This is a genomic window from Actinomadura alba, from assembly GCF_014323705.1.
Taxonomy (GTDB): Bacteria; Actinomycetota; Actinomycetes; order Streptosporangiales; family Streptosporangiaceae; genus Actinomadura_C; species Actinomadura_C alba.
The window spans coordinates 1-11,557 of sequence record NZ_JABVEC010000032.1 but is presented as its reverse complement, the minus strand read 5'-3'; the positions used below and the strand labels follow the sequence as shown (position 1 = coordinate 11,557).

14 protein-coding genes are annotated in these 11,557 nt (G+C 68.2%); 10 read left to right on the top strand and 4 right to left on the bottom strand.

Annotated features, from left to right (window positions below):
- Positions 1–58 precede the first annotated feature (58 nt).
- Positions 59–1,027, bottom strand: a complete 969-nt coding sequence (locus HKK74_RS30575) for a zinc-binding dehydrogenase (protein WP_187246863.1) — start codon at positions 1,025–1,027, stop codon at positions 59–61.
- Positions 1,028–1,285: 258 nt separating this feature from the next.
- On the opposite strand from HKK74_RS30575, the gene HKK74_RS41095 reads away from it, so the two are divergent.
- On the top strand, positions 1,286–2,275 hold the full coding sequence (locus HKK74_RS41095) for a C40 family peptidase (RefSeq protein ID WP_187246862.1): 990 nt from the start codon (positions 1,286–1,288) through the stop codon (positions 2,273–2,275).
- 155 nt (positions 2,276–2,430) lie between these two features.
- Here HKK74_RS41095 and HKK74_RS30565 read toward each other — a convergent pair whose 3' ends face one another.
- Entirely contained in the window at positions 2,431–3,615 is a 1,185-nt protein-coding gene (locus tag HKK74_RS30565; RefSeq protein ID WP_312881944.1) for an NAD(P)-dependent malic enzyme, read from the bottom strand.
- 385 nt (positions 3,616–4,000) lie between these two features.
- Between HKK74_RS30565 and HKK74_RS30560 the strand changes: the two genes are divergently transcribed.
- The 4 genes from HKK74_RS30560 to HKK74_RS41650 all read left to right on the top strand — a co-directional run bounded on the left by HKK74_RS30560 (position 4,001) and on the right by HKK74_RS41650 (position 7,395).
- Positions 4,001–4,888 carry an ABC transporter substrate-binding protein gene (locus tag HKK74_RS30560; protein ID WP_187246860.1) on the top strand — a complete coding sequence of 296 codons (888 nt, stop codon included), beginning with the start codon at positions 4,001–4,003 and terminating at the stop codon, positions 4,886–4,888.
- 9 nt (positions 4,889–4,897) lie between these two features.
- A complete protein-coding gene (locus HKK74_RS30555) occupies positions 4,898–5,746 on the top strand; it encodes an amino acid ABC transporter permease (protein WP_187246859.1) in 849 nt (282 codons plus the stop codon).
- Positions 5,747–5,760: 14 nt separating this feature from the next.
- Positions 5,761–6,597 (top strand): amino acid ABC transporter ATP-binding protein, encoded by an 837-nt coding sequence (locus HKK74_RS30550; RefSeq protein WP_187246916.1) that lies wholly within the window; start codon positions 5,761–5,763, stop codon positions 6,595–6,597.
- 228 nt (positions 6,598–6,825) lie between these two features.
- Positions 6,826–7,395, top strand: a complete 570-nt coding sequence (locus tag HKK74_RS41650; protein ID WP_187246858.1) for a CGNR zinc finger domain-containing protein — start codon at positions 6,826–6,828, stop codon at positions 7,393–7,395.
- Here HKK74_RS41650 and sodX read toward each other — a convergent pair.
- On the bottom strand, positions 7,332–7,682 hold the full coding sequence (gene sodX, locus HKK74_RS30540; protein ID WP_187246857.1) for a nickel-type superoxide dismutase maturation protease: 351 nt from the start codon (positions 7,680–7,682) through the stop codon (positions 7,332–7,334). The two genes, HKK74_RS41650 and sodX, sit on opposite strands and share 64 nt — an antisense overlap.
- 87 nt (positions 7,683–7,769) lie before the next feature.
- On the opposite strand from sodX, the gene sodN reads away from it, so the two are divergent.
- From sodN to HKK74_RS30525, 3 genes are all read left to right on the top strand, one after another.
- The gene (gene sodN / locus HKK74_RS30535) at positions 7,770–8,171 is read left to right on the top strand and encodes a superoxide dismutase, Ni (RefSeq protein WP_187246915.1); all 402 of its coding nucleotides are present in this window, start codon (positions 7,770–7,772) and stop codon (positions 8,169–8,171) included.
- A gap of 154 nt (positions 8,172–8,325) precedes the next feature.
- Positions 8,326–8,754 (top strand): ATP-binding protein, encoded by a 429-nt coding sequence (locus HKK74_RS30530; RefSeq protein WP_187246856.1) that lies wholly within the window; start codon positions 8,326–8,328, stop codon positions 8,752–8,754.
- On the top strand, positions 8,751–9,569 hold the full coding sequence (locus tag HKK74_RS30525) for an RNA polymerase sigma factor SigF (RefSeq protein WP_187246855.1): 819 nt from the start codon (positions 8,751–8,753) through the stop codon (positions 9,567–9,569). Before HKK74_RS30530 ends, HKK74_RS30525 begins: the two co-directional genes overlap by 4 nt.
- Positions 9,570–9,604: 35 nt before the next feature.
- Here HKK74_RS30525 and HKK74_RS30520 read toward each other — a convergent pair whose 3' ends face one another.
- Complete coding sequence (locus HKK74_RS30520; protein ID WP_187246854.1) at positions 9,605–10,000, bottom strand: hypothetical protein; 396 nt, start codon at positions 9,998–10,000, stop codon at positions 9,605–9,607.
- A 71-nt stretch (positions 10,001–10,071) separates the two neighbouring features.
- Here HKK74_RS30520 and HKK74_RS30515 point away from each other — a divergent pair, with 71 nt between their 5' ends.
- Positions 10,072–10,989 carry a diacylglycerol/lipid kinase family protein gene (locus HKK74_RS30515; RefSeq protein ID WP_222722931.1) on the top strand — a complete coding sequence of 306 codons (918 nt, stop codon included), beginning with the start codon at positions 10,072–10,074 and terminating at the stop codon, positions 10,987–10,989.
- Between the two features lie 297 nt (positions 10,990–11,286).
- Positions 11,287–11,541, top strand: coding sequence for a WhiB family transcriptional regulator (locus HKK74_RS30510; protein WP_187246852.1), 255 nt, complete (start codon positions 11,287–11,289; stop codon positions 11,539–11,541).
- The last annotated feature ends 16 nt before the right edge of the window (positions 11,542–11,557 follow it).

Here is an 11,557-nt window from a genome sequence, read left to right as displayed (position 1 = left end):
ACGACCGACACCGCCCACGCGGCGCGAACAACTGCATGATCACGACGGTGATCCGGGCTCAGGGGGTGAAGACGACCTTGCCGAAGAGGTCGCCCTCGGCCATGGCGGCGATACCTTCGCGGGCCCGTCCCAGCGGGAGCGTACGGTCGATCAGCGGCCGTACGCCGGTGGTCGCGCAGAAACGCGCCAGCCGGACGAGCTGGTCGCGGGTGCCCATCGTGGAGCCCTCGACCGACAGCTGGAGGAAGAACACCCGGGTCAGCTCGGCGGGCGGCATCGGCCCGCTGGTCGCACCGCAGACGACGATGCGCCCGCCGGGCCGCAGCGACTTCACCGAGTGTGCCCACGTGGCCTCGCCGACCGTCTCCATGACCCCGTCGACCCGCTCGGGCAGCCGGGCACCGGACTCGAAGACGGCGTCGGCGCCCAGCTCCAGCGCGCGCTCGCGTTTGGCCTCGCTGCGGCTGGTCGCCCAGACGCGGTAACCCGCCGCCGCCCCGAGCGCGATCAGCGCGGTGGCCACGCCGCCGCCGGCGCCCTGTACGAGCACGGTCGAACCGGGCTGAAGGCCGGACTTGTCGAACAGCATGCGATAGGCGGTGAGCCATGCCGTCGGCAGGCAGGCCGCCTCCTCGAAGGACAGCGCCTCCGGCTTGGGCACCAGGTTGCGGCGCGGCACCGCGACCCGCTCGGCGAACGTCCCGTCGTACTTCTCCGAGAGCAGCGATCGCTTGGGGTCGAGGGTCTCGTCCCCGCCGCCCCGGTCCGGGTCTCCGATCACCGAATGCACGATGACCTCGTTGCCGTCCTCATCGACCCCGGCGGCATCACAGCCGAGGACGATCGGGAGTTGGTCCGCGCGCACGCCCACGCCCCGCAGTGTCCACAGGTCGTGGTGGTTCAGCGCGGTGGCGCGCACCGCTACGGTGGTCCACCCCTCGGGCACCGCCGGCTCGGGTCGTTCCCCGAGTTCCAGTCCGTTGAGCGGGTTGTCTGAGTCGATCCGGGCAGCCGTGACAGCGAACATGCCGTCAGCGTAGACCGCCGCCGGGTGCACGCGGGAACCGCATCGCGACCGCGATCGGCATCGCTTCGGGATCATCCGGCTACCCAAAGACACCGAAGAGAGTCCTCCCAGTTCGGTTCGCGCATCCCGGTAGCGGTGACGCCGGACAGTTCCTACGATCTTCCCTGATCGGGGATCACTCCTCCCCCGTCCAGAACAGGAGCATCGGTGGACCTATCCGACCCCCGCCAGGGTCCGCTCCGACGAGCCGTCAAGCCCGTGATTCCTGTCATCGCCGCCTTGCTCGCCGCCATGGTCCTAACAGGCGTCGCGGGCGCGGCCGCGCCGGACCCGGAGGTCGAGGCGCTCAAGGCCGAGGCCGACAGGCTGAACGGACAGCTCGAGACCCTCACCGAGCAGTACAACGGCATGCGCGTGCGCCTCGACCAGTCGAAGCGCGCGGCCCGCGCCGCCAAGGCCGAGGCCGAACTCCAGCGGCGCAGCCTGCGGCAGATGCAGTTGCGCATCCGGCGACTGGCCGGCGTTTCGTACATGAACGGCAGCGTCGACGAGAGCACGGCCGCGTTCGTCGGCGCCTCCGACCCGCAGGACCTGCTCGACCGGGCCTCGGCGCTCAGGTACTTCGCCACGCAGGACGCCGGCAAAGTGCGCGATCTGGGAATCGCCACCCAGGCCTCCGCGCACGCCGAACGGACCGAGAAGGCTCGGACGGCCTCCGTACAACGGCTCGCCGCGGACATCGACGCCCAGAAAGGACGCATCGAGTCACTGCTCAGCACGTCGAAGGATCGCCTCAAAGCGGCCGTGAAGGCCCGCGACGGCGATCGCCGGGCGGGCGGCGAGGCCACTCCCACCGCGACCCCGCAGACCCCGGACCCCGACGGTCCGGGGGAGGCTTCGGCGAAGGCGCTCGCCGCCGTCAAGGCGGCCAGATCCAAGCTGGGCGCGCCGTACCTCTTCGGCCGCGCCGGGCCCAAGTCCTTCGACAGCTCGGGTCTCACCATGTGGGCGTACAAGCAGGCCAAGGTCAAGCTCCCGCACCACACCGGCAGCCAGTGGACATCCGGAACGCAGATCGCGCAGGACGACCTGCTCCCCGGTGACCTGGTGTTCTTCTTTGCCGATCTGCACCACGTCGGCCTCTACATCGGCGACGGCGAAATGATCCACGCACCCCAGACCGGTGACGTCGTGCGCATCGCACCGATCGCCGGACTCCCCTACGCCGGAGCCGTCCGAGTCGCCTGAGACGCCGTGGCCCGTGCCCCGGCCGGGGCACGGGCCGCCTGTTCCGGCATCTCGACGCCGGGCACCCCGGCGCGCGGGCATCTGAGCACCGGGCATCTGAGCACCGGCCGATCCCGGCGCCGTCCCGAGGTCGGTCCGCCCGGCGGCGACCGGCCTCAGATCCGGTTGACGCCCTCTGCCCGGGCCTGTGCCGAGACGGCCTTGATGACCGCCGGCGCGACCCTCTCGTCGAAGGGGCTCGGAATCACGTAGTCGGCGGTGAGGTCGTCGCCCACCACCTCGGCGAGCGCGCCGGCCGCCGCGAGCTTCATGCCCTCGGTGATCGTGTGCGCGCGCACGTCGAGCGCGCCGCGGAAGATCCCCGGGAAGGCGAGGACGTTGTTGATCTGGTTCGGGAAGTCGCTGCGGCCGGTGGCCACCACGCGGGCGTGTCTGCGCGCGTCCTCGGGATGGATCTCCGGCGTGGGGTTGGACAGCGCGAACACGATGCCGTCGCCGGACATCGCGGCGATGGCCTGCTCGCTGACCGTGCCGCCGGACAGCCCGATGAACACGTCGGCGCCCTGGAGCGCCTCTTCGGTCGACCCGGTCAGGCCGGCCTTGTTGGTGTCGGCGGCCAGTGCCTGCTTGATCTCGTTGAGGCCGTCCCGGCCGTCGTAGATCAGCCCTTTGCTGTCGGACACGGCTATGTCACCGATCCCGGCGTTCAGCAGGATCCGCGACACCGCGACACCGGACGCGCCGGCGCCGGCCACCACCGCCCGCATGGCCGACAGCGGCTTGCCCACGAGGCGCGAGGCGTTGCGCAGGGCCGCGAGCACCACGATGGCCGTGCCGTGCTGATCATCGTGGAAGACCGGGATGTCGAGTGCCTCGCGCAGGCGTCGCTCCACCTCGAAGCACCTCGGCGCGCTGATGTCCTCGAGGTTGACGCCACCGAAGCTCGGCGCCATCCGGATGACGGTCTCGACCAGTTCGTCCACATCAGTGCAGTCGAGGCAGATCGGGACGGAGTCGATGCCGGCGAACTGCTTGAACAGCAGGGCCTTGCCCTCCATCACCGGCATCGCGGCGGCCGGGCCGATGTCGCCCAGGCCCAGCACGGCGGTGCCGTCCGTCACGACCGCCACGACCCTGGAGACCCAGGTGTAGTCGTTGACCAGCTCGGGCTCCTCGGCGATCGCGCTGCAGACGCGGGCCACGCCGGGGGTGTAGGCGAGTGACAGATCGTCCTTGTCGCGCACGGCGACCGTGGAACGGATCTCTATTTTTCCGCCGCGGTGCAACGCGAAGGCGGGATCGGCATCTCGATCATCAGTGTTCGGGAACTCTTCGGTCACAGCGACCCCTTGAGATTGGTTGCGAACTCGGGCAGACGGCCACGCGGCGGCACCGGTCCAGGTGGCGCAGGCAGGCGGTCGTCTCTCGACGTACGGGGGTCGCCCGTTTCCCGATTGTGGCATACCTGACCTCCAGACCCAGGCAGCTGTGAGACACCCAGCGACCGGGGATCCTCATGGGAAACACGTCCAAGCGGCGACACGGCCGCCGGGGACCAGTGCCTTGTGCACCTCGTCTGAGCAGGTAGGTTTTTCCGGGAGAGACCTGTTGTCCGATTGTGTCGCATCCTTAACCAGCGCCGACGCTGTTGTCAGCCAAAATGTCCACCAAACATCAGGATCGCTTACGATCTTCGAATCGCGTTGTTCTACTGGGAGGACCCCCATGCGAATCTGGCCCGGATCGGCCGATAAACGGCCAGAGCATGGCCGCCGTCCGCGAATGCTCGCGCTCGGAGCGGCCATCACCGCCATCGTCCTCGCCTCCGCCTGTGGCAGCAGCGACTCCGGTGACAAGACGTCGAGCTCACCCGCGCCGCCCGCGGCGGCGGGCGTCAAGCTCGTCACGCCGGGCAAGATCAAGGTCTGCACCAACCTGCCGTACCCGCCGTTCCAGTTCCCGCAGGGGAACGAGACGGTCGGCTTCGACGTCAGCATCATCGACCTCGTCGCCAAGAAGATCGGCGCCGAGCAAGAGATCATCAGCATGGACTTCAACGTCATCAAGAGCGGGGCGGCGCTCAACGCCAACCGCTGTGACGTGGCGGCGGCCGGCATGACGATCCTGCCCGAGCGCAAGCAGAACCTCGACTTCTCCCGGCCGTACTTCCCCGAGTACCTCGCCCTGATGACCAAGAAGGGCGCCGGGCTCAAGACGATCGAGGACGCCAAGGCCAAGGGGCTCAAGGTCGGAGTGCAGGCCGACACCACCAGCCTCGACATGGCCAAGGCGAAGGGCCTCACGCCCACCGAGTACAAGGACTCCGGGAAAGAGCTCCTCGCCATGCAGTCCGGAGCGATCGACGTGGCACTGCAAGACCTGCCCGTGGTCAACGACTGGATGAAGAAGCCCGACGTCTCCGCCAAGTTCGAGGTCGCGGCCGAGATCAGCACCGGTGCCCAGTACGGCTTCGCGGTGAAGAAGGGCGGCAACCCGGAGCTGCTCAAGATCATCAACGAAACCGTCACCACCGCGATCCAGGACGGCACTTGGGCCAGGATCTACAAGCAGTGGATCGGTTCAGAGCCCAAGTCGATGCCGGCAGACAGCTGATCTGACCTGATGGCGACGACGACGCACGAGCCCGCTCCCGCCGGGAAGTCCCCCGGCGGGAGCGGGCTCAGCCCCAGGCAGCGGCAGCGGATCAGCCGCGCGGCCCAGTACGTCCTGTTCGTGGTGGTCGTGGTCGTGGCCATCTCGGCGGCGGACTGGGGCAGGATCCACGAGTACCTCCTGGACACCAAAGCGCTCGACGGGATGTTCCCCGACCTGCTCACGGTGGCGCTGAAGAACACGGTCCTCTACACTGCGGCCGCCTACGTCGTGGGCTTCGTCCTCGGGCTGATCATCGCCCTGATGCGGCTGTCGTCGGTGGCGCCGTACCGGTGGTTCGGCCTGGTCTTCATCGAGATCTTCCGCGGGCTTCCCGCGCTGCTCATCCTGATCCTGGTCGCCTTCGGCCTGCCGATCGCGTTCCCCGCCTTCAGCAACCCGCCCGGTGGGGTCTACACCCAGGTGGCCATCGGGCTCGGCCTGGTCGCCGCCGCCTACATGGCCGAGACGATCCGGGCCGGCATCCAGGCGGTGCCGAAGGGACAGATGGAGGCGGCCCGCTCGCTCGGCATGTCGCACACCCGGGCCATGGTCTCGATCATCATCCCGCAGGCGCTGCGGGTCGTGGTCCCGCCCCTCACCAACGAGCTGGTCCTGCTGTTCAAGGACTCCTCGCTCGTCTTCGTCATCGGGGTGAGCGCCACCCAGATCGAGCTCACCAAGATGGGTGAGAGCTTCGCCACCCAGAAGGCCGACTCCACGCCGATCGTGGCGGCGGGACTCGCCTACCTGATCATCACGATCCCACTGGGCTACCTCGTACGACGTCTCGAGGCCCGCCAGGTTAAGGCACGGTGAGCTCATTGACCCCCATGGTGGAGATCCGCGATCTGCACAAGTCGTTCGGTCAGCTCGAGGTGCTGAAGGGCATCGACTTCACCGTCGACCGCGGCCAGGTGATCTGTGTCATCGGCCCGTCCGGCTCGGGCAAGTCGACCCTGCTGCGCTGTGTGAACACGCTGGAGACGCCCACCCGTGGCACGGTCGTGGTCGAGGGCATCGAACTCACCGACCCCGACGTGGACATCAACGCGGCACGACGGCGCGTCGGCATGGTGTTCCAGCAGTTCAACCTGTTCCCGCACCTCTGCGTGCTGGACAACGTCGCGATCGCCCAGCGGAGGGTGCTCAAGCGGAGCAAGGCCGAGGCCGAGAAGATCGCCCAGGCGAACCTGGAGCGGGTCGGGCTGTCGGACAAGGTGCGCAGCTACCCCGCGCAGCTGTCCGGAGGTCAGCAGCAGCGGGCCGCGATCGCCAGGGCACTCGCCATGGAGCCGACCCTGATGCTCTTCGACGAGCCGACCTCGGCGCTCGACCCCGAGCTCGTCGGCGACGTCCTGTCGGTCATGCGCCAGCTCGCCGACGAGGGCATGACCATGCTGGTGGTGACCCATGAGATGGCGTTCGCCCGCGACGTGGCCGACCGGGTGGTCTTCATGGACCAGGGTGTGATCGTCGAGGAGGGCCCCGCCGAGCAGGTCATCGGCGACCCACAGGAGGAACGCACCCGCGTCTTCCTGCGCCGAGTCCTCGACCCGACCCACGCGCAGGTCGGCGAGGTCGCCGACCTGGAGGAGCGCCAGGCCGGCGCCCGCAAGAGCCCGGCCGACGAGCCGCCGCCCCCGGTGACGCCCACCGGCTTCAACTGACCGCGATCGCCGCGGGGGCGCGCGGGCGGTGAATCACGGCGTACGGACCGGACCGTGAATCATCCGTGGCACGCGCGCCCTCACGACGAATGTGCCGGCCATTTCGCGGCTCAGGCGGACAATGTTCGACGAGCCGCCGAAACGGGTCGGGTCCGCGATGGCGGAACGTGCCATACTCGACGCACCAGGATGACTTGCACGGTCGGGTCGACTCCGTGAGGAGCGCACGTGGACCTCGCCTCTTACGCAGACCTCGTGATCGAACTTGTGAACACGCAGGATCCGGTTCAGGACTCCCTACGCGACCTCGACTCGCTGCAAACCCTGCTCGAGATCCGCCCGCATCTCAGTGGCCGGCTGACGCGGCGGGACCTCGACGCGATGCGGGACCTGCGCGGCGAGTTGCGCATGATCTTCACCTCGGCCGTCTCGGGCCGTCACGAGGACGCGATCGAGCGGCTGAACTCGCTGCTGATCCAGCACCCCATCCATCCGCAGCTCTCCGGCCACGACGGTCAGGACTGGCACATGCACCTGACCGAGGGCGGTTCGGTGCCGGACCGCTACGCGGCCGGGGCGTCGATGGGGCTGGCCGTCTACGTCAGCACCCACGGCATCGAGCGGCTGGGCATCTGCCAGGCGCCCTTGTGCGCCAAGGTCTACTTCGACACCACCGCCAACCGGTCCCGGCGGCACTGCTCCGACCTCTGCGCCAGTCGCGCCGACGTCGCGGCCTACCGGGCCCGCCGCCGCGAGAACGCCGAGGCCGAGATCGGCGGCCGGGACTGCGGCCGGTAGCGCACCACCACCCGGCCGATGATCAACCGGTCCGGCACGGCGTCGAAGTCCCAGCTGTCCCGCCGCCCGGGCGCCCGCTGGTTGTCGCTCTCCAGCCACCAGCCGCTCTCCGTGCGGTGCGTGACCCGTTTGACGATCAACTGGTCCGGCCGTTCCGGATGGCGGGCCACGACGACGTCGCCGACCCGGACCCGCCCGCCGGTGCGCACGAGCAGACGATCGCCCGGCCGCAGCGCCGGCAGCATCGACTCGCCCGTGACCTCGAAGGTCCGGAGCGGTGACCTCATGTCATGCCTCTGTGCTCGGTGGGAAAGAGCACAAGAGTAATGTCAGTGCCGAGAGCATGATCCGACACCAGGGAAGGGACCGTGCAGGTGCTCGTAAACCTTCTACGCCCGAAGAACACCGTCTCCGCGCACTGTGACCTGCCGTGCGGGGTGTACGACCCGGCACAGGCCAGGATCGAGGCCGAGTCGGTCAAGGCCATCTGTGAGAAGTACGCTTCGAACGAGGACCCGATCTTCCGGTCCAGGGCCATCAAGATCAAAGAAGAGCGCTCCAACCTCGTGAAGGAGCACCTCTGGGTGCTGTGGACCGACTATTTCAAGCCCCCGCACTTCGAGAAGTACCCCCAGCTCCACGAGCTCTTCAACGAGGCCACCAAGCTCGCCGGCGCGAGCGGCACCAAGGGCAGCGTCGACATCGAGGTCGCAGACAAACTCCTCGGAAAGATCGCGGAGATCGATAAGATCTTCTGGGAGACCAAGCAGGCCTGAATCGCCTGTGCGGGGCCGGTTCCGCGGTCGCGGAACCGGCCCGTCACGTGTGACACCACGTACCGGACCTGCAAGACTGAGCGCGCCGAACGTACGCAACGGACCGTTAAGACGATAGTTTCGAAGCAGCGGACCAGCCCCCATAGGGAGTGACGTGACAGAGGAAACCGCTGCCATGCCAGCCAGCACGAAGTTGTCGCTACGCGATCTGGTGACCGTACGGTTGCCGGCCGCGAGCGCCTACCTATCCGTCCTGCGGACCGCCACCGCGGGTCTCGCCGCGCGGTTGGACTTCACCCTGGACGAGATCGAGGACCTGCGCATCGCCGTAGACGAGGCGTGCGCGATGCTCCTCGCCCAGGCGGTTCCCGGAACCGATCTGGAGTGTGAGTTCGAGCTCACCGGCGACGCCATGCGGATCGCCGTCTCGGTGCTCACCGTCGATGGGCAGGTGCCCAGTCGTGAGACGTTCGCCTGGACCGTGCTCTCGTCCCTCGCGGGGGACGTCGACGCACGAGTCGGCGCCGACGACCGAGTGACCGTGATGCTGCAGAAGCGCCGCGGTGCGGCGGGAGCCCCGTGACGGAGAAGACCACCCTGGCGGGCAACAGCTCCGGCAACGAGCGGACAGAGACCGCGGTTCCGGACCGGACTCGCGCGCGGACGCTGTTCGAACGCCTCAACGAGCTCCCAGAGGGCGATCCGGAGCGCCAGCGCATCCGCGATCAGCTGGTCGAGCTGCATCTTCCGCTGGTCGAGTACCTCGCCCGCCGGTTCCGCAACCGCGGCGAATGGCTCGACGACCTCATCCAGGTGGCCACGATCGGGCTGATCAAGTCGATCGACCGGTTCGACCTGGAGCGTGGCGTCGAGTTCTCGACGTACGCCACACCCACGATCGTGGGCGAGATCAAACGGCACTTCCGGGACAAGGGCTGGGCGGTACGCGTGCCCCGCCGGCTCCAGGAGCTCAAGCTCTCCCTCACCAAGGCGATCAGCGAGCTCGCCCAGCGTGAGGGGCGCGCGCCGACCGTCAGCGAGCTGGCCGAACACCTGCAGATGAGCGAGGAGGAGGTGCTCGAGGGGCTCGAGTCGGCCAACGCCTACTCCACCGTGTCGCTCGACGCTCCCGACTCCGGCGACGAGGACGCCCCGGCGGTCGCCGACTCTCTGGGGATCATCGACGACTCGCTCGAGGGCGTGGAGTACCGCGAGTCGCTCAAGCCGCTGCTGGAGAAGCTTCCCGCACGGGAGAAGAAGATCCTTCTGCTGCGGTTCTTCGGCAACATGACGCAGTCGCAGATCGCTTCCGAGCTCGGCATCTCGCAGATGCACGTGTCCCGGCTGCTCGCCCGCACCCTCGCCCAGCTCCGTGAGGGCCTGACCGCCGAGGAATGATCATGGCCCGCGCCCGTCGCGGGTCATGATGTTCCTCACTCTCCGTGCGGCTCCTCCTCGTGCACCAGCGCGTTGTTGCTGGGTTTGCACAGCACGAGGACGAGGGCCGCGAGCGCCAGCACGATCAGTGGCACACCGAGCGCGTACTGCTCGCCCTGGAGCATCGACACCGACACCGGGAGTGCGAACAGCTGGGTCAGCACCGCCGGCGAGCGGCTCCACCGCTCGGCTCGCAACAGCCCGCGTGCGACGGCGAGCATCCCGGCACCGGCGAGGAACGCGAACAAGGTCACCCCGATGGCACTCGCGGGATCGAGCGGCTTGCCGACGATCGTCTCCCAGGCCACGTAGAACCCGAAGCCGAGCGCGACGATGCCCTCGGTCGCCTCTACGGCGGCGGCGGCGGTCAGAGTGATAGGACGTCCGGTCACACCCGGAACACTACTGCGCGCTCGCGGACACCCCGACTCGGAACCATGGATACGCTGGCGCCGTGCGCGCCATGCTCATCGCCAACCCCAAGGCGACCTCCGCTTCCCGGCGGGCCCGCGATCTCTTCGTCCGGGCCTTCTCCGGCGAGCTCAATCTAGAGATCGCCACCACCGGGCACCGCGGTCACGCGACCCAGCTCGCCCGGAAGGCGCTCGACGAGCAGTACGACCTCGTCATCGCCCTGGGCGGCGACGGCACCATCAATGAGGCCGTCAACGGACTGCTGACGCACGGCCCCTCCCCCGACCTGCCGGCGCTCGCGGTGCTGCCCTCCGGCAGCGCCAACGTCTTCGCCCGCGCGCTCGGCCTGCCCAACGACCCACATCGCTCAGCGAAGCACATCCTCACCGCGCTGAGAACGGACAGCCATCGCAATGTCGGCCTGGGCCTCGCCGACGACCGCTACTTCACCTTCTCCGGAGGGGTGGGTCTGGACGCCGAAGTCGTTCGGGTGGTGGAAGCGCTGCGTCTCTCGGGCGCGCGGGCCTATCCCACGCTCTACCTGCGCACCCTGCTGCGGCAGTTCTTCGCGGTCACCGACCGGCGGCGGCCGGCGCTGACGGTGGAATGTCCGGGACTTCCCCCCGTAAGCGACCTGTTCCTCGCGGTCGTGTCCAACACGGCACCGTGGACCTATCTGGGCCCCTTCCCCATCAATCCCAGCCCGCTGTCCGGGTTCGACTCCGGCCTGGCGGTGTTCGGCGCCCGCAGCCTGGACGTACGGCCGGTACTGCACGTGATCGGCCAGATGATGCTGCCGCATACGACGCCCAGGCGGGGCGGTGGCGGCGTCAGCCTGCACGATGCGACGGAAGTCACCATCCGCTCGTCGCGCCCCATCGCCTTCCAGCTCGACGGCGACTATCTTGGCGAACGCGAGGAGGTCGTGTTCCGCTCCGTGCCCAACGCACTACGCATCGTGGTGTGAGACGCGGTCGGCGGGCGCGCTTTACCGAGCGCAACATGTTCGACTCAGACGTGTGACACATGCGACACCCATACTTTGAGAAAGTTTTCTCAAAGGTCTTGCGTCGCCCTGTGCGCCCCTGACACGCTCAAAGTGCGCCGAGCGACCAGGGGCCAGAATCAGCCGCCTCTCGATCGATAGCGCCAAAGACCGAAAATTCTTCCCGGGATCGCAGATCCACATCCTGGGTTTTTCCATAAGATCGTGAAACTGTTCACAAGTGGAGTGCCCTCTCCACGCTGAAGAAGGAGTGGCCGCATGGACTGGCGCCACCGCGCAGCCTGCCGTGACGTGGACCCCGAGCTGTTCTTTCCGATCGGCAACACCGGTCCGGCGCTACTGCAGATCGAAGAGGCCAAGCAGGTATGCCGGCGTTGCACCGTCACCGAGGCCTGCCTTCAGTGGGCTCTGGAATCCGGTCAGGACGCCGGTGTCTGGGGTGGCCTGAGCGAAGACGAGCGACGCGCCCTCAAGCGCCGCAACGCCCGTGCCAGGGCGAAGGCCAACGCGTAATCTTTTGCCGCGCCTC

Bases quoted from the DNA above. Each gene is read 5' to 3' on its own strand.
- HKK74_RS30515 (WP_222722931.1), top strand. From the start codon at position 10,072: ATGCTCATCGCCAACCCCAAGGCGACCTCCGCTTCCCGGCGGGCCCGC.
- HKK74_RS30560 (WP_187246860.1), top strand. From the start codon at position 4,001: ATGCGAATCTGGCCCGGATCGGCCGATAAACGGCCAGAGCATGGCCGC.
- HKK74_RS30510 (WP_187246852.1), top strand. From the start codon at position 11,287: ATGGACTGGCGCCACCGCGCAGCCTGCCGTGACGTGGACCCCGAGCTG.
- sodX (WP_187246857.1), bottom strand. From the start codon at position 7,682: ATGAGGTCACCGCTCCGGACCTTCGAGGTCACGGGCGAGTCGATGCTG.
- HKK74_RS30550 (WP_187246916.1), top strand. From the start codon at position 5,761: ATGGTGGAGATCCGCGATCTGCACAAGTCGTTCGGTCAGCTCGAGGTG.
- HKK74_RS30575 (WP_187246863.1), bottom strand. From the start codon at position 1,027: ATGTTCGCTGTCACGGCTGCCCGGATCGACTCAGACAACCCGCTCAAC.
- HKK74_RS30555 (WP_187246859.1), top strand. From the start codon at position 4,898: ATGGCGACGACGACGCACGAGCCCGCTCCCGCCGGGAAGTCCCCCGGC.